General features: G+C 55.8%; 25 protein-coding genes. 17 read left to right on the forward strand and 8 right to left on the reverse strand.

Features of this window, described 5'->3' with window-relative positions:
- Positions 1 to 20 precede the first annotated feature (20 nt).
- Both nth and ACQR3R_RS20835 read left to right on the forward strand, forming a co-directional pair.
- Positions 21 to 659, forward strand: a complete 639-nt coding sequence (nth, locus tag ACQR3R_RS20830; protein ID WP_428274866.1) for an endonuclease III — start codon at positions 21 to 23, stop codon at positions 657 to 659.
- 106 nt (positions 660 to 765) lie between these two features.
- On the forward strand, positions 766 to 945 hold the full coding sequence (locus tag ACQR3R_RS20835; RefSeq protein ID WP_084322711.1) for a PA3496 family putative envelope integrity protein: 180 nt from the start codon (positions 766 to 768) through the stop codon (positions 943 to 945).
- A gap of 73 nt (positions 946 to 1,018) precedes the next feature.
- On the opposite strand, the gene ACQR3R_RS20840 is transcribed toward ACQR3R_RS20835, so the two are convergent.
- Positions 1,019 to 1,645: a response regulator gene (locus ACQR3R_RS20840; protein WP_428274868.1), complete on the reverse strand. Its 627-nt coding sequence runs from the start codon at positions 1,643 to 1,645 to the stop codon at positions 1,019 to 1,021.
- Between the two features lie 490 nt (positions 1,646 to 2,135).
- Here ACQR3R_RS20840 and ACQR3R_RS20845 point away from each other — a divergent pair, with 490 nt between their 5' ends.
- Positions 2,136 to 2,759: a hypothetical protein gene (locus ACQR3R_RS20845; RefSeq protein WP_428274870.1), complete on the forward strand. Its 624-nt coding sequence runs from the start codon at positions 2,136 to 2,138 to the stop codon at positions 2,757 to 2,759.
- An 85-nt stretch (positions 2,760 to 2,844) separates the two neighbouring features.
- Here the strand turns inward: ACQR3R_RS20845 and ACQR3R_RS20850 are convergent, their stop codons facing one another.
- Positions 2,845 to 4,062, reverse strand: coding sequence for an argininosuccinate synthase (locus ACQR3R_RS20850; protein WP_007898502.1), 1,218 nt, complete (start codon positions 4,060 to 4,062; stop codon positions 2,845 to 2,847).
- A gap of 129 nt (positions 4,063 to 4,191) precedes the next feature.
- Positions 4,192 to 5,100, reverse strand: coding sequence for an OmpA family protein (locus ACQR3R_RS20855; RefSeq protein ID WP_428274873.1), 909 nt, complete (start codon positions 5,098 to 5,100; stop codon positions 4,192 to 4,194).
- Positions 5,101 to 5,259: 159 nt separating this feature from the next.
- Between ACQR3R_RS20855 and pyrC the strand changes: the two genes are divergently transcribed.
- Together pyrC and rnt are read left to right on the forward strand one after the other, a co-directional pair.
- Positions 5,260 to 6,306 (forward strand): dihydroorotase, encoded by a 1,047-nt coding sequence (gene pyrC / locus ACQR3R_RS20860; RefSeq protein WP_428274875.1) that lies wholly within the window; start codon positions 5,260 to 5,262, stop codon positions 6,304 to 6,306.
- Positions 6,303 to 6,980 (forward strand): ribonuclease T, encoded by a 678-nt coding sequence (gene rnt / locus ACQR3R_RS20865; RefSeq protein ID WP_428274877.1) that lies wholly within the window; start codon positions 6,303 to 6,305, stop codon positions 6,978 to 6,980. Before pyrC ends, rnt begins: the two co-directional genes overlap by 4 nt.
- A 95-nt stretch (positions 6,981 to 7,075) precedes the next feature.
- On the opposite strand, the gene ACQR3R_RS20870 is transcribed toward rnt, so the two are convergent.
- Complete coding sequence (locus ACQR3R_RS20870) at positions 7,076 to 7,678, reverse strand: peroxiredoxin C (RefSeq protein WP_428274879.1); 603 nt, start codon at positions 7,676 to 7,678, stop codon at positions 7,076 to 7,078.
- Positions 7,679 to 7,995: 317 nt separating this feature from the next.
- Between ACQR3R_RS20870 and ACQR3R_RS20875 the strand changes: the two genes are divergently transcribed.
- Positions 7,996 to 8,214, forward strand: coding sequence for a (2Fe-2S)-binding protein (locus tag ACQR3R_RS20875; RefSeq protein ID WP_428274881.1), 219 nt, complete (start codon positions 7,996 to 7,998; stop codon positions 8,212 to 8,214).
- 198 nt (positions 8,215 to 8,412) lie between these two features.
- Positions 8,413 to 8,886, forward strand: a complete 474-nt coding sequence (gene bfr, locus ACQR3R_RS20880) for a bacterioferritin (protein WP_149657986.1) — start codon at positions 8,413 to 8,415, stop codon at positions 8,884 to 8,886.
- 265 nt (positions 8,887 to 9,151) lie between these two features.
- Here bfr and grxD read toward each other — a convergent pair whose 3' ends face one another.
- The 3 genes from grxD to ACQR3R_RS20895 all read right to left on the reverse strand — a co-directional run bounded on the left by grxD (position 9,152) and on the right by ACQR3R_RS20895 (position 12,124).
- On the reverse strand, positions 9,152 to 9,493 hold the full coding sequence (grxD, locus tag ACQR3R_RS20885; protein WP_428274883.1) for a Grx4 family monothiol glutaredoxin: 342 nt from the start codon (positions 9,491 to 9,493) through the stop codon (positions 9,152 to 9,154).
- Between the two features lie 97 nt (positions 9,494 to 9,590).
- Entirely contained in the window at positions 9,591 to 11,699 is a 2,109-nt protein-coding gene (locus ACQR3R_RS20890) for a molybdopterin-dependent oxidoreductase (protein WP_428274885.1), read from the reverse strand.
- Between the two features lie 134 nt (positions 11,700 to 11,833).
- Positions 11,834 to 12,124: a hypothetical protein gene (locus ACQR3R_RS20895; protein ID WP_428274887.1), complete on the reverse strand. Its 291-nt coding sequence runs from the start codon at positions 12,122 to 12,124 to the stop codon at positions 11,834 to 11,836.
- A gap of 407 nt (positions 12,125 to 12,531) precedes the next feature.
- Here ACQR3R_RS20895 and argF point away from each other — a divergent pair, with 407 nt between their 5' ends.
- Both argF and ACQR3R_RS20905 read left to right on the forward strand, forming a co-directional pair.
- The gene (gene argF / locus ACQR3R_RS20900; protein ID WP_428274889.1) at positions 12,532 to 13,452 is read left to right on the forward strand and encodes an ornithine carbamoyltransferase; all 921 of its coding nucleotides are present in this window, start codon (positions 12,532 to 12,534) and stop codon (positions 13,450 to 13,452) included.
- On the forward strand, positions 13,449 to 14,558 hold the full coding sequence (locus ACQR3R_RS20905; RefSeq protein WP_428274891.1) for an ATP-binding cassette domain-containing protein: 1,110 nt from the start codon (positions 13,449 to 13,451) through the stop codon (positions 14,556 to 14,558). The genes argF and ACQR3R_RS20905 overlap by 4 nt, the downstream gene beginning before the upstream one ends.
- 16 nt (positions 14,559 to 14,574) lie before the next feature.
- Here ACQR3R_RS20905 and ybaK read toward each other — a convergent pair whose 3' ends face one another.
- Complete coding sequence (gene ybaK, locus ACQR3R_RS20910; protein WP_007971306.1) at positions 14,575 to 15,045, reverse strand: Cys-tRNA(Pro) deacylase; 471 nt, start codon at positions 15,043 to 15,045, stop codon at positions 14,575 to 14,577.
- Positions 15,046 to 15,415: 370 nt separating this feature from the next.
- On the opposite strand from ybaK, the gene ACQR3R_RS20915 reads away from it, so the two are divergent.
- The 8 genes from ACQR3R_RS20915 to ACQR3R_RS20950 all read left to right on the forward strand — a co-directional run bounded on the left by ACQR3R_RS20915 (position 15,416) and on the right by ACQR3R_RS20950 (position 24,186).
- A complete protein-coding gene (locus tag ACQR3R_RS20915; RefSeq protein ID WP_428274894.1) occupies positions 15,416 to 16,267 on the forward strand; it encodes an MIP family channel protein in 852 nt (283 codons plus the stop codon).
- A gap of 75 nt (positions 16,268 to 16,342) precedes the next feature.
- Positions 16,343 to 17,848, forward strand: a complete 1,506-nt coding sequence (glpK, locus tag ACQR3R_RS20920; RefSeq protein WP_428274896.1) for a glycerol kinase GlpK — start codon at positions 16,343 to 16,345, stop codon at positions 17,846 to 17,848.
- 95 nt (positions 17,849 to 17,943) lie between these two features.
- On the forward strand, positions 17,944 to 18,699 hold the full coding sequence (locus ACQR3R_RS20925; RefSeq protein ID WP_428274898.1) for a DeoR/GlpR family transcriptional regulator: 756 nt from the start codon (positions 17,944 to 17,946) through the stop codon (positions 18,697 to 18,699).
- 334 nt (positions 18,700 to 19,033) lie between these two features.
- Positions 19,034 to 20,572 carry a glycerol-3-phosphate dehydrogenase gene (gene glpD / locus ACQR3R_RS20930; protein WP_428274900.1) on the forward strand — a complete coding sequence of 513 codons (1,539 nt, stop codon included), beginning with the start codon at positions 19,034 to 19,036 and terminating at the stop codon, positions 20,570 to 20,572.
- 343 nt (positions 20,573 to 20,915) lie between these two features.
- Positions 20,916 to 21,842, forward strand: a complete 927-nt coding sequence (locus ACQR3R_RS20935; RefSeq protein ID WP_428274902.1) for a glutamate/aspartate ABC transporter substrate-binding protein — start codon at positions 20,916 to 20,918, stop codon at positions 21,840 to 21,842.
- 195 nt (positions 21,843 to 22,037) lie between these two features.
- A complete protein-coding gene (locus ACQR3R_RS20940; protein ID WP_428274904.1) occupies positions 22,038 to 22,784 on the forward strand; it encodes an ABC transporter permease subunit in 747 nt (248 codons plus the stop codon).
- Positions 22,784 to 23,455, forward strand: coding sequence for an amino acid ABC transporter permease (locus ACQR3R_RS20945; RefSeq protein ID WP_046384547.1), 672 nt, complete (start codon positions 22,784 to 22,786; stop codon positions 23,453 to 23,455). Before ACQR3R_RS20940 ends, ACQR3R_RS20945 begins: the two co-directional genes overlap by 1 nt.
- Entirely contained in the window at positions 23,452 to 24,186 is a 735-nt protein-coding gene (locus ACQR3R_RS20950) for an ATP-binding cassette domain-containing protein (RefSeq protein WP_428274906.1), read from the forward strand. Before ACQR3R_RS20945 ends, ACQR3R_RS20950 begins: the two co-directional genes overlap by 4 nt.
- Positions 24,187 to 24,292: the final 106 nt, after the last annotated feature.

Here is a 24,292-nt window from a genome sequence, read left to right on the forward strand (position 1 = left end):
TTCGAGGAAACTCACCGCCCATGAATGCTGCAAAACGTCTGGAAATTTTCCGCAGGCTTCACGAAGACAACCCGGAACCCAAAACCGAACTGGCCTATTCCTCGCCATTCGAATTGCTGATTGCGGTGATTTTGTCGGCCCAGTCGACCGACGTCGGCGTCAATAAAGCCACCGCCAAGCTTTACCCGGTTGCCAATACTCCGGCAGCCATTTATGCACTCGGCGTTGAAGGGCTGTCGCAATACATCAAGACCATTGGCCTGTTCAACAGCAAAGCGAAAAATGTGATCGAGACCTGCCGCTTGTTGGTGGAGCGTCATGGGAGCGAGGTGCCGCAGACCCGCGAAGAGCTTGAGGCGCTGCCCGGTGTCGGTCGCAAAACAGCGAATGTGGTGCTCAATACTGCATTTCGCCAGCTCACCATGGCCGTCGACACTCATATTTTTCGGGTCAGTAACCGTACCGGCATTGCTCCCGGCAAGAATGTGGTCGAGGTGGAAAAGAAACTCATGAAATTGGTGCCCAAGGAATACCTGCTCGACTCCCATCATTGGCTGATTCTGCACGGTCGTTATGTGTGCCTCGCTCGCAAGCCGCGATGTGGCAGTTGCCGGATTGAAGATTTGTGCGAATACAAGCAAAAGACCTCGGACGATTGAGGCACTATTAGGATTAGTGATTTATCGATTGAAAAAATCTTTTTTACCCGCGTGGAGATTGTCGATATAAGGGGCGCCAAAGGCAGTCTTAGCCTGGAGTGACAAAATGAGCACTGGCAAAGAGCAATTGGACGTAGAAGAAGACTTCACCCCTGTTGAGGCCGATGACGCTGAACCGGTGGTTGAGGTGGCGAAGACCAACCTGAGCAAACGCCGCACTATCGACAACCTATTGGAGGAGCGCCGACTGCAGAAGCAATTGGCCGATTACGATTTTGACCTATGACACCTGAAAGCCTCCTGAAACGGAGGCTTTTTTTTGAGTGCTTCCTTGTCACTCTTAACCAACGCTGACGAAATCACACCAGACCATTGCGCTGAGCCAACTCGATCAGATCGACGAGGGAGCGTGCATTGAGTTTTAACAACAGGCGAGTCTTATAAGTACTGACAGTCTTGTTGCTGAGAAACATCCCATCGGCTATTTCCTTGTTAGTCTTGCCTCGGGCCAACTGCTGCAGCACCATCATCTCTCGTCCGGACAAGCGATCTACCATCTCGGCTTCACTGGCGTTTCCAAGACTTGAACGAACTGTGTGCAAGGCCTGATTCGGAAAGTAGCTATATCCGGATAGCACAGCCTTTATTGCACTCAACAACTCAGTAAGATCCTGCTGTTTACATACATACCCAGCGGCGCCTGACTGCATGCAACGCATGGAAAAATGTCCAGGCGCCTGGGAAGTCAATATCAATACTTTGATGGGCATTGCCGCCGATGTCAGTCGTGCAATGACTTCCAACCCATCGAGCTTCGGAATTCCAATATCCAGGATGACAATATCCGGCATATGTTCACGAGCCAGTTGTAATGCATCCACGCCATTATCAGTTTCTGCAATAACCTCGTAGCCATGACGCTCCATCAGCATACGTACCGCAAGACGAATGACGGGATGATCATCCACGATCAGCACTTTATTCATGGGCAAGTCCAATTTCGCTGTTCGAGTTTTTAGAGCCCGCACAATAGCCTAGTCGTTTCACCCGTGGCATGTCGCTCTAGCCGGCCAGCCTCAGCAAAAGACATTCCCTACATAAATTAAGGATTTGTCTTACAAAAAAACTGTAAATACAGTGCATCCGAAAATGTACCTGACTGTTGAAATTAAAACTTTCGACAATTTTTTGTATCGACTTAAAACTAAAAAAACAAGATTGCAAGACTGAACGGCAGAAATCCGGCACACGCTGACTATTAAGCTAAGCTGGAAGTAACTGATATTGTCCAAGTGGATACTCGTACAAAAACCGGCCGGAAAAATCAATTCACTTGCCATCACATAAAAACACACATCTTTATCGCAGCCGAAAATCAAAGAAGCCGCTGTTTAAACGATCTGGCAAATACAGAAAGCCAACCCAAACAACTTCCATTAACCCTTCGAGATAAGCAAAACTCAATGAGTATAAAACATGCGAAAACTACAGCAGAGAATTACCAACCCCCTGACAGTGATCGCTATATTCGCGACACTGTCTGAAACATCAGCAGCCATCTCACTTCCTTTTCTAGACGATGAGGACCGGGAAATCTATATCTGGTTTTTAATCAGTTTTCCTTTTTATTTGCTGTTCTTGTTCTTTGCCACCTTGAACTTCAACTACCGATCGCTTTACGCACCGTCCGACTTTGAAAACGGCAAGGACTTCATAAAAGTCATGCGCCCTGTGCATCGCTCTTCCAATGCACAGGACCCACCGGTAGACATTCGTTTAGGGGCAGCACCGAATCAACACCACGTTCGATTGCCGCAGCGATTGAAGGACCTGTACATCGTGGATGTGCGTGGCATGAACAAAAAAATTGAGCTCAATACGTCGGTGGGGAACATTCACAGCGAGCAGGGCAAACCCGCACACATGATTTTGTTCATCACCTGCACCGAATCGGAAAATTTTCTGAGAAAGAATGCGCCTACGGACTCAAAGGCCAGCGGCAAGCACAGCAGCACAGCGTTCTGCGTTGCCTACAATTTGAATTCGAACGACGTGAAGGTCTTGAATCAGGCGCACCTGGCGGTACACAACAATCAGTAGCGCTTGAAACGCTATGAGAGTGAAACCTCTTTCAAATTTGTGGCCCTGTCGACGACAGGGCCACAAACTCTAAGGCTCAAAGGCCTCAGAAAAGCTTACGACCTTTGTTTGCAGCAATGCGCATGCGCAAGGCGTTGAGCTTGATGAAGCCCGCCGCGTCGGCCTGGTTGTAAGCGCCGCCATCCTCCTCGAAGGTTGCGATGTTGGCATCGAACAACGACTCGTCAGATTTACGCCCGGTAACGATCACATTGCCTTTGTACAGCTTCAGGCGTACCACGCCGTTCACGTGGGCCTGGGAAGCGTCGATCATCTGCTGCAACATCAGACGCTCAGGGCTCCACCAGTAGCCGGTGTAGATCAGGCTGGCGTACTTAGGCATCAACTCGTCTTTGAGGTGAGCCACTTCACGGTCAAGGGTGATCGATTCGATCGCACGGTGAGCGCGCAGCATGATGGTGCCGCCAGGTGTTTCGTAGCAGCCACGGGACTTCATGCCCACATAGCGGTTTTCGACGATGTCGAGACGGCCGATACCGTGCTCGCCACCGATACGGTTCAGGGTCGCCAGCACGGTGGCCGGGGTCATTTCGACGCCGTCCAGTGCAACGATGTCGCCGTTGCGGTAGGTCAGTTCAAGGTACTGCGCCTTGTCAGGAGCCTTCTCCGGGGAGACGGTCCATTTCCACATGTCTTCTTCGTGCTCGGTCCAGGTGTCTTCCAGCACGCCGCCTTCATAGGAGATGTGCAGCAGGTTGGCGTCCATCGAGTACGGGGATTTTTTCTTGCCGTGACGCTCGATCGGGATGTTGTGCTTTTCAGCATAATCCATGAGCTTTTCACGAGAGAGCAGGTCCCACTCGCGCCATGGAGCGATCACTTTCACGCCTGGCTTCAAGGCGTAAGCGCCCAGCTCAAAACGAACCTGGTCGTTACCTTTACCGGTGGCGCCATGGGAAATGGCGTCTGCGCCGGTTTCGTTGGCAATTTCGATCAGGCGTTTGGCGATCAACGGACGAGCGATGGAAGTACCCAGCAGGTACTCGCCTTCGTAAACGGTGTTGGCGCGGAACATCGGGAAAACGAAATCGCGTACGAACTCTTCACGCAAGTCGTCGATGTAGATCTCTTTGACGCCCATGGCCTGAGCCTTGGCGCGTGCAGGTTCGACTTCTTCGCCCTGACCCAGGTCAGCGGTGAAAGTCACCACTTCGCAGTTATAAGTATCCTGCAGCCACTTGAGGATCACCGAAGTGTCCAGGCCGCCGGAATACGCCAGAACGACCTTGTTTACGTCCGCCATGCCATCACTCCACGGGGTTCTACGGAAAGCCGTCGAGTCTACCGGGCATGCAGAATAATTTACAGAGGCGCGACAGCTTATGACGACGAAGCGACAGGATCTGTCGAGAGCGCGACGATAACCGTAGGGTCAGGAAGTCGTCGCAGCGCTGCCCTGCGTTGTCGTTTGAGGTGCGACCTTCTCGGTTGGAGCCACCCGCTCAAGGCGTACCGCGACCCGGCGATTTTTCGCGCGGTTGGAAGCGTTGTTGTTCGGCGCGACGGGATAACGCTCCCCATGAAAACGCAGGGTGATTTGCGATTCCTGAATGCCATTGGCCTTGAAGTAGTCCATCACTGCCAGTGCCCGGCGGCGAGACAATTCGCGATTGGTCAGGCGATTGCCACTGTTATCGGAATGGCCGTCGAGTTCTATGTGGTTGACGGTCGGATCAGCCCGCATGAAATCCAGCATGACATTCAACTGTGCCTTCGCTTGAGCATTCAGATCGAAACCTTCGCCCGGAAAACCGATCTCGGATTGTTTGACCTGTTCGAAATTCTTCGGCAACAGTTTCGCCACGCAACCCTGGTAATCGTTGAAAGCCTTGTTGAACTTGACCGGCAACAAACGCACTTCGGAGACGCGACCATCGCCAGCGGAGTGCCGGATAACCGGGCTGCGCCCTTCCATCAAGCCGCTGATCAAACGCCCGGCCTGCACTTGGGACGTGTTGAACAGTACGTTGCCGCTGCCAATTCTGACGGAACCCAGGTTGATGTCGCCACGCCCGGGCTGCCACGGTGCAGCGGCCGCGAGCAGGGTCGCAGAGCCACCGCCGATCATCGAGTTGTAAGCCTTCAGACGAAAGGTCGCTTGCTCGCCCGCACGTCGCACGAACTCGCCCGAACCGAAATCGGTGATCGGTTGAGCCAGGCGGCATTCGAACTTGTCACCCTCGACCGTCCACTCGATGCTCTCCAGACGAGTCTGGAAAGTGAGCGCCATCGCAGGAAGGCTGGCAAACACACTGAGCAAGGCTAAATAACGCTGGCGCACGGGAGGCTCCACTGGCTTCTACAACAAAAAGACCGACACACACTTGTTTACGGCATACCTGTTGGATATCGGACGCTTGCTGCAAAACTTGATAGCGAGTGCCTGCAAGAGTCTTTTCCGGTAGCATTCCCCTCAGTTTGACCCGCCTGGAATCCCCTCATGTCCGACCGCCTGACCCTGCTGCGTCCCGACGACTGGCACATTCATCTTCGCGATGGTGCCGTGTTGACCAATACCGTCGCGGATGTCGCGCGTACCTTTGGTCGCGCCATCATCATGCCCAATCTGGTTCCTCCGGTGCGTAATGCCGCAGAAGCCGATGGCTATCGCCAGCGGATTCTCGCTGCACGCCCGGCCGGCAGCCAATTCGAACCCTTGATGGTTCTGTACCTGACCGACCGCACTCAACCCGAAGAAATTCGTGAGGCCAAGGCCAGCGGTTTCGTTCACGCCGCCAAGTTGTACCCGGCCGGCGCGACCACCAATTCGGATTCTGGCGTCACCAGCATCGACAAGATTTTCCCAGCGATCGAGGCCATGGCCGAAGTCGGGATGCCCTTGCTGATTCACGGTGAAGTCACCCGCGGTGATGTCGACGTGTTCGACCGCGAAAAAATCTTCATCGATGAACACATGCGTCGTGTGGTCGAGCGTTTCCCGACCCTCAAGGTCGTGTTCGAGCACATCACCACCGCAGACGCCGTGCAGTTCGTCAACGAGGCCTCGGCCAACGTTGGCGCGACCATCACCGCTCATCATCTGTTGTACAACCGTAACCACATGCTGGTTGGCGGGATTCGGCCGCACTTCTACTGCCTGCCGATTCTCAAGCGCAATACACACCAGGAAGCGCTGCTCGACGCCGCCACAAGCGGCAGCGAAAAGTTCTTCCTGGGAACCGACTCGGCGCCACACGCCCAGCACGCCAAGGAAGCTGCTTGCGGTTGCGCCGGTTGCTACACCGCTTATGCGGCAATCGAGATGTACGCCGAGGCGTTTGAACAACGCAATGCGCTGGATAAGCTCGAAGCCTTTGCCAGCCTCAATGGTCCGCGCTTCTACGGCCTGCCGGTGAACACCGATCGCATTACCCTGGTCCGCGACGAGTGGACCGCCCCAACCAGCCTGCCCTTTGGCGAGCTGACCGTAATTCCGCTGCGCGCCGGTGAAAAACTGCGCTGGCGCCTGCTGGAGGAACACGCGTGAGTGAAGACCATTTCGACGACGAACAGGAAGGTCAAGGTGGCGGAGGTGGTTCGCGCCACCCGATGGCTGCCCGCTTTCGTGGATACCTGCCCGTTGTTGTCGACGTTGAGACCGGTGGTTTCAACTCTGCCACTGACGCCTTGCTGGAAATAGCCGCCACCACCATTGGCATGGATGAGAAAGGGTTTGTTTACCCCGATCACACCTACTTCTTCCGTGTTGAGCCATTTGAAGGCGCGAACATTGAAGCCGCGGCACTGGAGTTCACCGGCATCAAACTGGACCATCCATTGCGGATGGCAGTCAGCGAGGAAGCAGCGCTGACCGACATCTTCCGTGGCATCCGCAAGGCGTTGAAAGCCAACGGCTGCAAACGGGCGATCCTGGTCGGGCACAACAGCAGTTTCGATCTGGGCTTTCTAAACGCAGCCGTTGCGCGCCTGGACATGAAGCGCAACCCGTTCCATCCGTTCTCAAGCTTCGACACCGCAACGCTTGCTGGCCTGGCCTATGGTCAGACCGTATTGGCCAAGGCCTGTCAGGCCGCCGACATCGACTTCGACGGTCGTGAGGCTCACTCAGCTCGCTACGACACAGAAAAGACGGCTGAGCTGTTCTGCGGCATCGTCAATCGCTGGAAACAAATGGGTGGCTGGGAAGACTTCAACGACTGATTGTTTCGCTCCCACAGAAATTGCAGTCTCGGGTTTATCGCCCCCATAAAAAAACCGGCCTCAACGGCCGGTTTTTTTATGCTTCAAACGGTGCCTTACAGCGCAGCAGCGTTTTCAGTCAGGTAAGCCGCAACGCCTTCTGGCGAAGCGTTCATGCCTTTGTCGCCTTTTTTCCAGTTGGCAGGGCAAACTTCGCCGTGCTCTTCGTGGAATTGCAGTGCGTCAACCAGACGAATCAGCTCTTCCATGTTACGGCCCAGCGGCAGGTCGTTGATGATCTGCGAGCGAACAACGCCTTTGTCGTCGATCAGGAACGCGCCACGGAAAGCCACGCCGCCTTCGGACTCAACGTCGTAGGCCTTGGCGATTTCGTGCTTCATGTCGGCAGCCATGGTGTAGCGAACCTGGCCAATACCGCCATTGTTCACCGGGGTGTTGCGCCATGCGTTGTGGGTGAAGTGCGAATCGATCGAAACCGCGATCACTTCAACGTTGCGTGCTTTGAAGTCGGACATGCGGTTATCCAGAGCGATCAGCTCGGATGGGCAAACGAAGGTGAAGTCCAGTGGGTAGAAGAACACCAGGCCGTATTTGCCTTTGATGGCCGACGACAGGGTGAAGCTGTCTACGATTTCGCCATTGCCGAGTACAGCCGGTACGGTGAAGTCAGGGGCTTGTTTGCCTACGAGTACGCTCATTGAATATCTCCTGGTGTATTAACGTGAAGAACTGGGCCCGTACCAGCCTGCCACTTTCAAGCGACAGCCCTGTGACACGAACCCGCTTTCGCAAGGACCGGCAATCATACACCGCGTTTTTAGCCTGTCCTTAACGGTTTTTTCGAGCGCGATAAAAAACACCTTCGTCAGGTTTGACTGATTCGGGCCCGTCGGCCTAACCGTTCGTCAGTGATCGCGCCAAGCTGTGCAAAGGCTATAGAAACCACTTTGACAATCATTCTCGTTAACATTAAGATCCATCGCAATTGAGTCACAACCAGCGACGGTTCTCACTTATGTATGTTTGTCTCTGCACTGGCGTCACCGATGGACAAATCCGCGATGCAATCTATGAAGGTTGCTGCAGCTACAAGGAAGTCCGTCAGGCCACCGGCGTGGCCAGCCAATGCGGTAAATGCGCTTGCCTTGCCAAGGATGTGGTGCGTGAAACCCTGACCAAACTGCAAACGGCCCAGGCTGCGATTCCTTTCCCGGTAGAATTTACTGCCGCGTAAATACCCTGTTTTAAAGAACCGGACTTAATGTCCGGTTTTTTTATGTCTGAAAATCAATCGCTTAGCCTCTAGACGCGGAACACAAACATTCTTATTCCGATTAATTTTCATATAACTTTCAATAACTTAGGTTTGACACTGTTAATAACGCAGCTCAAACTCTGCGTTATAGACAGCTATTAAGGGCAGGACCCCATCATGAAAGGCGACATTACAGTCATCCAGCATCTCAACAAGATCCTTGCCAATGAACTGGTCGCGATCAATCAATACTTCCTGCATGCACGCATGTATGAAGATTGGGGTCTGAATAAGCTCGGCAAACACGAGTACAAAGAATCCATCGACGAGATGAAGCATGCGGACAAGCTGATCAAGCGAATCCTGTTTCTTGAGGGCCTGCCTAACGTCCAGGACCTGGGCAAGCTGCACATCGGCGAGCACACCAAGGAAATGCTTGAGTGCGACCTGCGTATCGAGCGCACCGGCCATGCCGACCTCAAGGTCGCGATCGCTCATTGCGAGACCGTCGGCGACTTCGGTAGCCGTGAGCTGCTGGAAGATATTCTTGAGTCGGAAGAAGAACACATCGACTGGCTGGAAACCCAGCTCGGCCTGATTGACAAGGTCGGCCTTGAGAATTATCTGCAGTCGCAGATGGGCGAAGAATAAGTTAGTGCCCGCTTAATACTTGAAACAATAAAAAGCCCCACACTCTTTTAAAGAGGTGGGGCTTTTTTATGCCCGGGTTTCCGTGCCGGCGACGCGATAATTACAGGAAGACCCAATTATCGTTCATCGCTGGCAAGCCAGGCCCTACAAGGGCGCTACAGGCGTTAAAAAGTTTGGGCATGGTGCAAATTTGTTGGAGCCCGGCTTGCCGGCGATGGCGATTTGAAGGCGCATCGCTGGCAAGCCTGGCTCCTGAACAACCGAATCAGGCTTCGGTCTTGTTGACAGCAGCGGCTTCAACTGCCGCTTTGATGGCGGTTTGCAACGAACCATCAGCCGCCATTTCAGTCATGATGTCGCTGCCGCCGAGCAGCTCACCACCCACCCACAGTTGCGGGAAGGTTGGCCAGTTGGCGTATTTTGGCAGGTTGGCGCGGATTTCCGGGTTCTGCAGGATGTCCACGTACGCAAACTTTTCACCACATGCCATCACGGCCTGCGCGGCTTTCGCGGAGAAGCCACACTGCGGGGCATTCGGCGAACCTTTCATGTAAAGCAGAATGGTGTTGTTAGCAATCTGCTCTTTAATCGTTTCGATGATATCCATGGAGCACCTCGGCTGAACTTTCCGACTCAGAGGTCGGCACGGTGGCGCATTGTAACGGAAACCCGAGCGCCATGCTCGGTCTCCCCGACAGACACGATCACGCCGCCGCCACGGTCACCGGCACACCGTTCAACGCAGCATTACCCGATAACTCATCCAGCAGACACTCGTCCGTCAAGTCGTTAGCACTGGAGCCCGGCTGGCCGCTGGCAATGGCCATTTGCACACCCGGACGGGCATGACCCCAGCCGTGAGGCAGGCTGACCACACCTTTCATCATGTCCAGACTGGCAACCACTTCCACCTCGATCATGCCGACCCGTGAACTGACCTGCACGCGCTGACCGTCATTGAGCCCACGACTCGCCAGATCATCAGGGTGCATCAGCAATTGATGACGCGGCTTACCCTTCACCAAGCGGTGATAATTGTGCATCCAGGAGTTATTACTGCGCACATGGCGGCGGCCAATCATTAACAATTCGTCGGCGGCGGGTGCTTGCAAGGCAGCAAAACGCGCCAGGTCGGCAATGATCGCCGCGGGAGCAGCCTGAACGCGTTGGCCAGGCGTTTTCAGGCGCGCGGCAAGATTGGATTTGAGCGCTCCGAGGTCCACCCCGTGCGGATGTTCGAACAGGGTTGCCAGCGACAGTTTGTGCGCTGAAGCATCACCATAGCGCCCCATCCGCAAGCCACGGTCAATCATCAGCGCCGGCGCAATGGTGGGTTTCAGCTCTTTGCCGACCCTGCCGGCGAACGCCTTGGCCAACCCCACGAAGATTTCCCAGTCATGCAAAGCACCGTCAGGCTTGGCCAGAATGGCTCGATTGAAACGGCTGACATTTCGCACCGCAAACATATTAAACGTGGTGTCGTAGTGGTCGTTTTCGAGCGCCGAGGTGGACGGCAGGATCAGATCGGCATAACGCGTGGTTTCATTGATGTACAGGTCAATACTGACCATGAATTCCAGCCCTTCCAGCGCTTGCTCCAGTTGCCGGCCATTGGGCGTGGACAGCACCGGATTGCCGGCGACGGTGATTAACGCCCGCACCTGCCCTTCGCCCTCGGTGAGCATTTCCTCGGCCAGCGCCGACACCGGCAACTCGCCACCGTACTCCGGACGCCCGGATACCCGGCTCTGCCACAGGTTGAAATGTCCACCCGATGTTGACGCGACCAGGTCCACCGCAGGTTCAGTACACAACGCACCGCCTACGCGATCGAGGTTGCCGGTCACCAGGTTGATCAGCTGCACCAGCCAATGGCACAAGGTGCCGAAGGCCTGGGTCGAAACCCCCATGCGACCGTAGCAAACCGCTGTCGGGGCCGCCGCGAAGTCTCGGGCCAGTTGTCGGATCTGCGCGGCGGGCACTGCACACAGCGGGCTCATGGCTTCGGCGGTGAAGCGTGCGACCGCTGCTCGAACCTCCTCCAGGCCGTCTACCGGCAAATGACTGTCGCGGGCCAGGTTTTCTGCAAATAGGGTGTTAAGCAATCCGAACAACAAGGCTGCATCGCCACCGGGCCGCACGAACAGATGCTGATCGGCAATCGCCGCCGTTTCACTGCGGCGCGGATCAACCACCACCACTTTGCCGCCCCGGGACTGAATGGCTTTCAGCCGCTTCTCAACATCCGGCACGGTCATGATGCTGCCGTTGGATGCCAACGGATTACCACCCAGGATCAGCATGAAGTCGGTGTGATCAATGTCCGGAATCGGTAGAAGCAAACCGTGGCCGTACATCAAATGGCTGGTCAGGTGTTGAGGCAGTTGATCGACCGACGTCGCCGAAAAGCGGTTGCGGGTCTTCAGCAACCCCAAGAAATAATTGCTGTGGGTCATCAACCCATAGTTGTGCACGCTCGGATTGCCTTGGTAGACCGCCACCGCGTTTTGCCCATGACGCTCCTGAATCGCGGCCAAACGCTCGGCAACAAGGCTGAAGGCTTTTTCCCACTCGATAGGTTGCCATTCGCTGCCGACCCTCAACATGGGCTGATGCAGGCGATCCGGATCATTTTGAATATCTTGCAGGGCAACAGCTTTCGGGCAGATATGCCCTCGGCTGAACGTGTCTTGCGGGTCACCCTTGATCGAGGTGATCTGCACGCCGGCGCCTTCAACCTCGGTCGTTTCGATGGTCAGCCCGCAGATGGCTTCACAGAGGTGGCAGGCACGGTGATGGAGAGTCTTGGTCATGGCCAGTCTCTGTCTTGTTCTGTGCGGACAATAGTGGCCGCGGGAACAAAACTATGGCGCCAGACCTGCCGGTTCGCCAGCGACGTTCATCGTGTGAATCGGCACTCATCAGGCCAGCCGATGGTAGGTTGAAATCAGTTGGGCGGCAGCCTGGACGGCACCTGCAACTGGATCTCCTGCACCGTTTCGATTTGCTCGTGGGCAACATGCACCCCGGTGAGTTCGCCGATCAGTCGCCAATGCTCATCCAGACCTGCACTGATCGTCGCCATTCGATCAATCATGCGCCGCCCCGCGGCCCGGGTCACTTCGTCATCGCTGCGCAATAACTCGAAAGACATGGTCGTCATGGATGCGGTGAGGTGGGTCAATGAGCGGGCGGTGAGGCCAAGCAGTTCCATCAGCTGTCGTTCTTTCGATTCCATCCCAAAGCCTTCCTGCGTCGCTCGTGAGTTAGTTATAACCCAGCACTTTGCATAAGCAAATGTTTCAGGCTCGATACGTTGCCAATGTGTGCCGCCAATCACAGCGCATAAATTGAACAATCGGACCTTGCCCAATCCCTGTTTGATTGCAAAGCCCCGCAAGCCCGGTGTACAAATGTCGGGCTGCTGTCATTAAACAGGCTTCAAAAGCGCTACTGCGGTAACCCCGTAGCCCCTCTGAAATCCCCTAAAAACCGTAGCCCTATTGGTAAGACGCGACATTTAATTATAAGATCGCGCCTTCCCCTATTTCGTCGCCACGTGCGGCTTACGCCGCAGGTCTCGCCCGTTTTTCAATTAAACAAGGCTTTGAGTATCTGCGGTCTGTTGCAAAAAGGTAGTCAATGATGAGCGCAAGGCACTTTCTCTCCCTGATGGATTGCACGCCCGAAGAGCTGGTCAGCGTGATCCGTCGAGGCGTTGAGCTCAAAGACCTGCGTAACCGCGGCGTGCTGTTCGAGCCCTTGAAAAACCGTGTACTCGGGATGATTTTCGAGAAATCTTCGACGCGCACCCGTATTTCGTTCGAAGCCGGCATGATCCAACTCGGTGGCCAGGCAATTTTCCTCTCGCCGCGCGACACCCAACTGGGCCGTGGCGAGCCGATTGGCGATTGCGCGATTGTGATGTCGAGCATGCTCGATGCGGTGATGATCCGTACGTTTGCCCACAGCACCCTGACCGAATTCGCGGCCAACTCTCGCGTGCCGGTGATCAACGGTCTGTCGGATGACCTGCACCCGTGCCAGTTGCTGGCCGACATGCAAACCTTCCTCGAACACCGTGGCTCGATCCAGGGCAAAACGGTGGCGTGGGTCGGTGACGGCAACAACATGTGCAACAGCTATATAGAAGCGGCGATCCAGTTCGACTTCCAGTTACGCATTGCCTGCCCGGAAGGCTACGAGCCTAATCCTGAATTCATGGCCAACGCCGGTGATCGGGTCCATATTGTTCGCGATCCGAAAGAAGCCGTGCGCGGCGCTCATCTGGTCAGCACCGATGTCTGGACCTCCATGGGCCAAGAGGAAGAAACCGCCAAACGCCTGAAGCTGTTTGCCCCTTATCAGGTCAATCGCGCGCTCCTCGATCTTGCCGCCCCGGATGTACTGTTCATGCACTGCCTGCCCGCCCACCGTGGCGAAGAGATCAGCGTCGACTTGCTCGATGACACGCGCTCGGTCGCCTGGGATCAGGCCGAAAATCGTCTGCATGCCCAAAAGGCCCTGCTCGAATTCCTTGTCCCACCGTCGTACCACCACGCATGAGCCAGCCATTACTGCTTAACCTGCGCAATCTGGCCTGCGGCTACCAGGACCAGCGTGTCGTACAGAACCTCAACCTGCACTTGAACGCCGGTGATATTGGTTGCCTGCTCGGTTCATCCGGTTGTGGCAAAACCACTACGTTGCGCGCAATTGCAGGGTTCGAACCTGTGCACGAGGGAGAAATCCAGCTCGCTGGAGAGACCATTTCCAAGGCAGGTTTCACCCTCGCCCCGGAAAAACGCCGCATCGGCATGGTGTTCCAAGACTACGCACTGTTTCCGCATTTGAGCGTGGCCGAGAACATCGCATTCGGCATCCGCAAGCACCCGCAAAAAGATCGCATCACTGAAGAATTGCTGGAACTGGTCAACCTGAAAAACCTCGGCAAGCGCTTCCCGCATGAGCTTTCCGGTGGGCAGCAGCAACGTGTTGCGCTTGCTCGCGCCTTGGCACCGGAACCGCAATTGCTGCTTCTTGACGAACCGTTCTCCAACCTCGATGGCGAGTTGCGCCGCAAGCTCAGCCACGAAGTACGCGACATCCTTAAAGCACGTGGCACCAGCGCAATTCTGGTCACACACGACCAGGAAGAAGCGTTCGCGGTCAGCGATCATGTGGGTGTTTTCAAGGAAGGTCGACTCGAACAGTGGGACACGCCCTACAACCTGTATCACGAGCCGCTGACGCCTTTTGTGGCCAGTTTCATCGGCCAGGGTTATTTCATTCGCGGCCAGCTGAGCAGTCCGGAATCGGTGCAAACCGAGCTGGGTGAGCTGCGCGGCAATCGTGCCTACACTTGGCCGATTGGCGGCGCAGTGGATGTATTGCTGCGCCCCGACGATATCGTTTATGCACCGGACAGCCCTCTCAAGGCGCGAATCGTCGGCAAGACGTTCCTCGGTGCATCGACCCTGTACCGGATGCAACTGCCGACAGGTGCACAGCTGGAATCAATTTTCCCAAGCCATGCAGATCATCAGATCACCGCTGAAGTCGGCATTCGGGTGGCGGCGGAGCACCTGGTGTTGTTCCAGGCATCCGGCAGCACTGCGGCGCAGATCCCGTCAGTTGAATCAGGTGTAAGGCGTTACAGCGCCGCCCATTGATACCCGCATGCCAGATTCACGCGCGACCAATATCAGCGAACTTCGCCTGTGTGTGCTCAGCCAGCACCGCAGGCGCCAACTCCACCTCCAGCCCACGACGCCCGGCACTTACAAAAATGCTGGCGAAGGGTTGCGCCGAATTGTCGATGAACGTTCGCAAGCGCTTCTTTTGCCCCAGCGGACTGATCCCACCCAACAGGTAACCGGTCGATCGCTGGGCAGCCGCCGGATCGGCCATTTCAACTTTTTTCACCCCCGCGGCGTGAGCCAGCCCCTTCAAGTCGAGACTTCCGACGACCGGCACCACTGCGACTAACAATTCGCCTTTCTCACTCGCCGCCAGCAAGGTCTTGAACACCTGCGCCGGATCTAGCCCCAGTTTTTCTGCGGCCTCCAGCCCGTAGGACGCTGCCTTCGGATCATGTTCATAACTGTGCACGCGATGTTCGGCACGAACTTTTTTCAACAAATCCAATGCGGGGGTCATGACAGCTCCAAGCTTGGCGGCGGATGAAAAACACTGCGCCAGATTCTAGGTCATCGCCTGATAAAAGGCTCCTTTGCCGGGCGATTTCAAAGGCTTGTAAGAGCTGAGGAGGCTTTTTGGGCTGTAGGACAATCCTGTAAGACACATGATCATTCATGTGACTAATAGTTAAATTATGACTGATAGTTCACTTTCGACCTTTGACAGCAGCGTTTCTTGTCTATATTTTTTCGAATCTGAATACTGCACTGCCGTCACATCGCAACACCCGCAGTAAGCCAAGAACAGGATGGGGATCTTGCCTTGGTGAAAATCGCGCTTGGCCCATTGGGGGGATAAGTGCCAAAAAAAACAAAAATCGAGGTTTTCAATGGCTACTGCTTTACAACAACCGACACTCTCAAGCCAATGCATGGCCGAGTTTCTGGGTACTGCGCTGCTTATCTTTTTCGGCACCGGATGTGTCGCTGCGCTCAAGGTCGCGGGTGCCAGCTTTGGACTGTGGGAAATCAGCATCATCTGGGGCGTTGGCGTCAGTATGGCGATTTACCTGACTGCAGGGGTTTCGGGCGCACACCTCAACCCAGCCGTCAGCATTGCCTTAAGCATTTTCGCTGATTTCGAAAAGCGCAAATTGCCCTTCTACATTTTCTCCCAAATCGCCGGCGCTTTCTGCGGTGCCTTGTTGGTTTACACGCTTTACAGCAATCTTTTCTTCGATTACGAACAAACTCACCACATGGTACGCGGCACTCAGGCGAGCCTTGAGTTGGCCTCAGTGTTCTCGACCTTCCCGCACCCAGCCCTGTCCACGGCCCAAGCATTTCTGGTTGAAATGATCATCACCGCCATCCTGATGGGCGTGATCATGTCCCTTACCGACGACAACAACGGTTTGCCGAAGGGGCCGCTGGCGCCGTTGCTGATTGGTTTGTTGATTGCAGTCATAGGCAGTTCGATGGGCCCGCTGACCGGTTTCGCGATGAACCCTGCGCGTGATTTCGGTCCCAAGTTGATGACGTTCTTCGCTGGCTGGGGTGAAATATCCTTTACCGGTGGACGCGATATCCCGTACTTCCTGATTCCGATTTTTGCACCGATTGTCGGTGCCTGCCTCGGCGCTGCCGCTTATCGCGGGCTGATCGCCCGTCATCTGCCCATCGCCACACCTGCTACAACGGAAGAAGCACCGGCCATTGACGGCAAACCCAGAACTTCTTGATACCGTGGGCGCGTGATCCTGCCAATCTGATTGCGCGCCAGACCTTTTTCCCTTATTTCGTCCAAGGCAATCGACATGACCGACATTCAGAATAAGAACTACATCATTGCCCTCGACCAGGGTACGACCAGCTCGCGCGCGATCATTTTCGACCGTGACGCAAACGTGGTCTGCACCGCCCAACGCGAATTCGTGCAGCATTATCCGCAAGCCGGCTGGGTCGAACATGACCCAATGGAAATCTTCGCGACTCAAAGCGCCGTGATGGTAGAGGCCCTGGCTCAGGCTGGCCTGCATCACGACCAGGTCGCGGCTATCGGCATCACCAACCAGCGTGAAACCACGGTGGTCTGGGACAAGACCACCGGCCGCCCCATCTACAATGCGATTGTCTGGCAGTGCCGCCGCAGCACCGAAATCTGCCAGCAACTCAAGCGTGACGGTCACGAGCAATACATCAGCGACACCACCGGTCTGGTCACCGACCCGTATTTCTCCGGCACCAAACTCAAGTGGATCCTCGACAACGTCGAAGGCAGCCGCGAGCGTGCACGCAATGGCGAGTTGCTGTTCGGTACGGTCGACAGCTGGCTGATCTGGAAATTTACCGGCGGCAAGGTGCACGTCACCGACTACACCAACGCCTCGCGCACCATGCTCTTCAACATCCACACACTCGAGTGGGATACGAAGATGCTGGAGGTGCTGGATATTCCGCGCGAAATGCTGCCGGAAGTTAAATCCTCGTCCGAAATCTACGGCCACACCAAAAGCGGCATCGCCATCGGTGGTATTGCCGGCGACCAGCAAGCAGCTCTTTTCGGCCAGATGTGCGTCGAACCTGGCCAGGCGAAAAACACGTACGGCACCGGTTGCTTCCTGCTGATGAATACCGGCGACAAAGCGGTGAAGTCCAAGCACGGTATGTTGACCACCATCGCCTGCGGTCCGCGTGGCGAAGTGGCTTACGCTCTGGAAGGCGCCGTGTTCAACGGCGGTTCGACGGTGCAATGGCTGCGTGATGAACTGAAGATCATTGCCGACGCAACCGACACCGAATACTTCGCCAGCAAGGTAAAGGACAGTAATGGCGTGTACCTGGTACCAGCCTTCACCGGTCTCGGCGCTCCCTACTGGGACCCGTATGCCCGTGGCGCGCTGTTCGGCCTGACTCGCGGCGTGCGCGTGGATCACATCATCCGCGCAGCGCTGGAGTCGATTGCCTATCAAACGCGAGACGTGCTCGACGCCATGCAGCAGGATTCCGGCGAACGCCTGAAGTCTTTGCGCGTGGACGGTGGCGCTGTAGCGAACAACTTCCTGATGCAGTTCCAGGCCGACATCCTCGGAACTCAGGTTGAGCGCCCGCAAATGCGCGAAACCACCGCACTGGGCGCCGCTTACCTGGCAGGCCTGGCGTGCGGCTTCTGGAGCAGCCTCGACGAACTGCGTGGCAAGGCTGTCATCGAGCGCCAATTCGAACCTGCACTGGACGAGCCCGCCAAGGAAAAACTCTACGCAGGCTGGAAAAAAGCCGTCAGCCGCACCCGCGATTGGGAACCGCACGAAGGGGCTGAATAAGCCAAGCTCAGGACCCTGAAAGGGTTGTAACTGGTCGGGAGCGGATTCCTGCGGCATCATGGGCAAATTTTGCACGGCAGCCCAAAGGAAGCCCCATGAATCTGCCTCCCCGTCAGCAGCAAATTCTCGAACTGGTCCGCGAACGCGGCTACGTCAGCATCGAGGAAATGGCTACGCTGTTCGTCGTTACCCCGCAGACTATTCGCCGCGACATCAATCAGCTCGCGGAAGCTAATTTATTGCGTCGCTACCATGGCGGCGCAGCCTACGATTCCAGCGTCGAAAATACCGCCTACGCCATGCGCGCAGACCAGATGCGCGATGAGAAACAGCGTATCGGTGAAGCCATTGCCGCCCAGATCCCCGATCATGCCTCGCTGTTCATCAACATCGGCACCACCACCGAGTCCATTGCGCGGGCACTGCTTAATCACAGCCATCTGAAAATCATCACCAACAACCTGCACGTCGCGTCGATGCTCAGCGCCAAGGACGACTTCGACGTATTGTTGACCGGAGGGACTGTGCGGCGTGATGGCGGCGTGGTCGGACAGGCCAGCGTTGACTTCATCAATCAGTTCAAGGTCGACTTCGCGCTGGTGGGCATCAGCGGTATAGATGAGGACGGCAGCCTGCTGGATTTCGACTACCAGGAAGTGCGGGTGTCGCAAGCAATCATCGCCAATGCGCGGCAAGTGATATTGGCCGCCGACTCCAGCAAATTCGGGCGCAACGCCATGATTCGCCTGGGGCCGATCAGCCTGATCGATTGCCTGGTCACCGACCAGCAACCGGTGCCCGCGCTGGCGCAGCTGTTAAGCCAGCACAAGATTCGGCTGGAAGTGGTTTAACTCACGTTCAAAACCAACGTGCTCCCTCTGGCGAGGGAGCGTGCTCGCGCCGGTCGACTGCGAAGCAGACGCAAATCAGACCCGATACCCCTTCTGAAGTAGTTCACCTGCCGGTTTCCAGGCTGCTTCACAGTCCAGGCTGAGCAAGCTCCCGCGCCAAAAAAGCCAGCGCGACCTGCGCGCAAATGTTCGTAAATTTTCCTTTCTCGGCCCTTCGATGAGTTTTTTCAATCGAAGTGGACTGGCTGTGCGCGCCTTTATGGGCTAATATTTTCGCAAATGAACATTAATGTTCGAATTCCAATACAGAATTTCAAAATTCCGAGGCCAGCCGATGCCCACTTCTAACTTGCCTACGCCCCCACTCGCCGAGGTCTACGATATTGCCGTCATTGGCGGCGGGATCAATGGCGTCGGCATAGCAGCGGATGCCGCCGGTCGCGGTCTTTCGGTATTTCTTTGTGAAAAAGATGATCTGGCCAGCCACACCTCTTCGGCCAGCAGCAAATTGATCCACGGCGGCCTACGCTACCTCGAACATTACGAATTCCGCTTGGTACGTGAAGCCTTGGCCGAACGCGAAGTGCTGTTGGCCAAAGCTCCGCACATCGTCAAGCAGATGCGTTTTGTATTGCCGCATCGTCCGCATCTGCGTCCTGCCTGGATGATCCGCGCAGGATTGTTCCTGTATGACAACCTTGGCAAACGGGAAAAACTGGAAGGTTCGAAAAGCCTGAAGTTCGGCCCGGACAGCCCTCTGAAAAGCGAAATAACCAAAGGTTTTGAGTATTCGGATTGCTGGGTAGACGATGCACGACTGGTGGTATTGAACGCCATGGCGGCCCGCGAAAAGGGTGCCCACGTTCACACTCAAACTCGTTGTGTCAGCGCTCATCGAACCAAAGGTTTGTGGCATCTGCACCTTGAACGGGCCGATGGCAGCCTGTTTTCGATTCGCGCCAAAGCACTGGTCAACGCCGCCGGCCCGTGGGTCGCCAAATTCATTCGTGATGACCTGAAGATGGAATCGCCTTACGGCATCCGTCTGATCCAGGGCAGCCACTTGATCGTGCCAAAACTCTACGAAGGTGAGAACGCGCATATTCTTCAAAACGAAGATCAGCGTATCGTCTTCACCATTCCATACCTGAACCATTTCACCCTGATCGGCACCACCGACCGCGAGTACACCGGTGACCCGGCGGCCGTTGCGATCACCGAAGGCGAAACCGACTACCTGCTGAAAGTCGTGAACGCGCACTTCAAAAAACAGATCAGCCGCGACGATATCCTGCACAGCTATTCTGGCGTACGCCCCTTGTGCAACGACGAATCCGACAACCCGTCGGCCGTTACTCGCGATTACACGCTTGCGCTGTCGGGCAAGAAAGAAGAAGCCCCCCTGTTGTCGGTGTTCGGTGGCAAGCTGACCACCTACCGTAAACTGGCCGAGTCTGCCCTGGCGCAACTGGCACCGTATTTCACGCACATGAAGCCTGCCTGGACCGCTAGCGCCACGTTGCCTGGCGGTGAAGACATGACTACGCCGCAAGCCTTGTGTGCCCTGATCCGCGACCGGCATGACTGGGTACCGACCGAAATCGCTCGTCGCTGGGCCACCACGTATGGCAGCCGCACATGGCGCATGCTTGAAGGCGTGAATGACCTCGCCGACATGGGCGAACACATCGGTGGCGGACTCTACACCCGCGAAGTCGATTATCTGTGCCGCGAAGAATGGGCCACCGCCGGCCACGATATTCTGTGGCGTCGCAGCAAACTTGGGTTGTTCACCACAGCTCAAGAGCAGCTCAAGCTTGAGGATTACTTGAGCAAGGTCGAACACAATCGTCGCAAAACCGAAGCGGCCTGACAGGCAAAGCGGTTGAACAGAGCCTCTGAATTGAAAAATTCAGGGGCTTTTTTGCAGGTGGCTTGGCGTCAGATCGCTCTCCCGTTATTTCATTCGGTTTTCCGAACATCAACTACTATCCGATTCGGTAAACCGGATTATTCGCCATCCTCAAATACCCTTTTTATTTTTATTATTCTTATAAAACAATGGCTTGAACTATTCATTCTGGACTGGCACGACTCATGCTCTACACTCTTGGACGATTGCTTGCCCAGTCGAACTTTCAGGGCTTTCAGGTAATCGAAGCACAAAAGGGCCGGTGAACTGGCTCCATAAAAAAAACAATGTCGAGGAAAATTTGATGCGTATCGTTCCCCACATCCTGGGCGCAGCCATTGCTGCCGCTCTGATTACAACTCCAGTTTTTGCTGCCGAGCTCACCGGCACACTGAAGAAAATCAACGACTCCGGCACGATCACTCTTGCTCACCGCGACAGCTCCATTCCGTTTTCCTATATCGCGGATGGTTCGGGCAAACCGGTTGGCTACTCCCACGACATTCAGCTGGCTATCGTTGAAGCCCTGAAAAAAGACCTGAACAAACCCGATCTGAAGACCAAGTACAACCTGGTCACCTCGCAAACCCGTATTCCGCTGATCCAGAACGGCACCGCGGACATCGAGTGCGGTTCCACCACCAACAACACTGAACGCGCCCAGCAAGTCGACTTCACCGTCAACATCTTCGAAATCGGCACCCGTCTGCTGGTCAAGAAAGACAAGGATGGCAAGCCGTCCTACAGCGACTTCGCTGACCTGAAAGGCAAGAACGTCGTGACCACTGCCGGCACCACGTCCGAGCGCATCATCAAAGCGATGAACGCCGACAAGCAGATGGGCATGAACGTTATCTCCGCCAAGGACCACGGCGAATCCTTCCAGATGCTGGAAAGCGGCCGCGCCGTCGCCTTCATGATGGACGACGCCCTGCTGGCTGGCGAAGAAGCCAAGGCGAAGAAGCCGGATGACTGGGTGATCACCGGTACTCCACAGTCCTTTGAAGCCTACGCGTGCATGGTTCGTAAAGACGACCCGGCCTTCAAGAAAGCCGTGGATGACGCTATCGTCGGCCTGTACAAATCCGGCGAGATCAACAAGATCTACAGCAAGTGGTTTGAAAGCCCGATTCCACCTAAAGGCCTGAACCTGAACTTCCCGATGAGCGAGAAGGTAAAGGATCTGATCGCCACTCCGAGCGACAAGCCAGCGCCTGACGTAAAAATCTGATACCTGACTAAGCTTATGTCCTGAGGGAGCAAACGCCCCCTCAGGCGTCTGTTACTACCTGCTGGCTTTAATTTTGGAACACTCGACCTGGCGGTTTTCGAGCCGATTGCGTGTGCCTGACGTTCACCGTCAGGCGGGAAAGGACCTTTCCCAAGCGGGTGCTTGTACATCGATCGATCTCGAGGGGAGACCCTAATGAATTACAACTGGGACTGGGGCGTGTTCTTCAAGTCCACCGGCGTTGGCAGCGAGACTTATCTCGACTGGTACATCGCAGGTCTGGGCTGGACCATCGCCATCGCCGTCGTGGCATGGATTATCGCCTTGCTGCTGGGCTCCGTACTCGGCGTCATGCGCACCGTGCCAAACCGCATCGTATCGGGCATCGCGACCTGTTACGTGGAGCTGTTTCGTAACGTACCGCTGCTGGTGCAGCTGTTCATCTGGTATTTCCTGATACCCGACATGCTGCCGCAGAACCTGCAAGACTGGTACAAACAAGACCTCAACCCGACCACCTCGGCCTACCTGAGCGTTGTCGTGTGCCTGGGCTTGTTCACCGCCGCCCGCGTATGCGAACAAGTGCGCACCGGCATCCAGGCGCTGCCACGTGGCCAAGAAGCCGCTGCGCGCGCCATGGGCTTCAAGCTGCCGCAGATCTACTGGAACGTGCTGCTGCCCCAGGCTTATCGGATCATCATTCCGCCGCTTACCTCGGAATTCCTCAACGTCTTCAAGAACTCCTCAGTGGCGTCCCTGATCGGCTTGATGGAACTGCTGGCGCAAACCAAACAGACCGCCGAGTTCTCTGCCAACCTGTTTGAGGCCTTCACCTTGGCCACGCTGATCTACTTCACGCTGAACATGAGCCTGATGCTACTGATGCGTGTAGTCGAGAAGAAAGTCGCCGTGCCCGGCCTGATCTCCGTGGGGGGTAAATAATGGAATTCGATTTCAGCGGCATCATCCCCGCCATCCCGGGCCTGTGGAACGGCATGGTCATGACCTTGCAATTGATGGTCATGGGCGTGGTCGGCGGCATCGTGCTGGGTACGATCCTCGCGCTGATGCGCCTGTCGTCCAGCAAACTGCTGTCGCGTCTGGCCGGCGCTTATGTGAACTACTTCCGCTCGATCCCACTGCTGTTGGTGATTACCTGGTTCTACCTGGCAGTGCCGTTCGTGCTGCGCTGGATTACCGGCGAAGACACGCCTATTGGAGCGTTCACCTCCTGCGTCGTGGCCTTCATGATGTTCGAGGCCGCGTACTTCTGTGAAATCGTGCGGGCCGGTGTGCAGTCGATCCCTAAAGGGCAGATGGCCGCCGCACAAGCGATGGGCATGACATATGGCCAGACCATGCGCCTGATCATCCTGCCCCAGGCGTTCCGCAAGATGACCCCGTTGCTGCTGCAACAGTCGATCATCCTGTTCCAGGACACCTCGCTGGTGTACACCGTGGGCCTGGTGGACTTCCTCAACTCCGCCCGCTCCAACGGCGACATCATTGGCCGCTCCAATGAGTTCCTGATCTTCGCCGGTGTCGTCTACTTCATCATCAGCTTTTCCGCCTCGCTGCTGGTCAAGCGTCTGCAAAAAAGGTTTGCCGTATGATCTCTATCAAGAATATCAACAAGTGGTATGGCGACTTCCAGGTGCTGACCGATTGCAGCACCGAGGTTAAAAAAGGCGAAGTGATCGTGGTGTGCGGGCCCTCCGGCTCGGGCAAATCCACCCTGATCAAGTGCGTCAACGCCCTGGAACCGTTCCAGAAAGGTGACGTGGTAGTTGATGGCACCTCCATCGCCGACCCGAAGACCAACCTGCCGAAACTGCGCTCACGCGTGGGCATGGTGTTCCAGCATTTCGAGCTGTTCCCGCACCTGACCATCACCGAGAACCTGACCATCGCGCAGATCAAGGTGTTGGGCCGCAGCCAGGATGAAGCCACTAAAAAAGGCCTGCAATTGCTGGAGCGCGTGGGCCTTTCCGCTCACGCCCACAAGCATCCGGGTCAACTTTCCGGTGGTCAGCAACAACGCGTGGCGATTGCCCGTGCGCTGGCGATGGACCCGATCGTCATGCTGTTCGACGAACCGACCTCCGCGCTCGACCCGGAAATGGTTAACGAAGTACTCGACGTGATGGTGCAGTTGGCTCACGAAGGCATGACCATGATGTGCGTTACCCACGAAATGGGCTTCGCCCGCAAGGTGGCCGATCGGGTGATCTTCATGGACCAGGGCAAAATCATCGAAGACTGTCCGAAAGAAGAGTTCTTCGGCGACATCAGCGCCCGCTCCGAACGCGCGCAGCATTTCCTCGAGAAGATTCTGCAGCATTAATAGCACCACACCCGCTCCCCATCTGCGGGGGGCGGGTTGCCTGACAATGAGAGCCCACCTACAAACCAGCGGTGATTCACAAACAAGTGTTGTGGTTGACCCAAGG

This window comes from Gordonia sp. IEGM753, from assembly GCF_050321825.1.
GTDB lineage: Bacteria > Pseudomonadota > Gammaproteobacteria > Pseudomonadales > Pseudomonadaceae > Aquipseudomonas.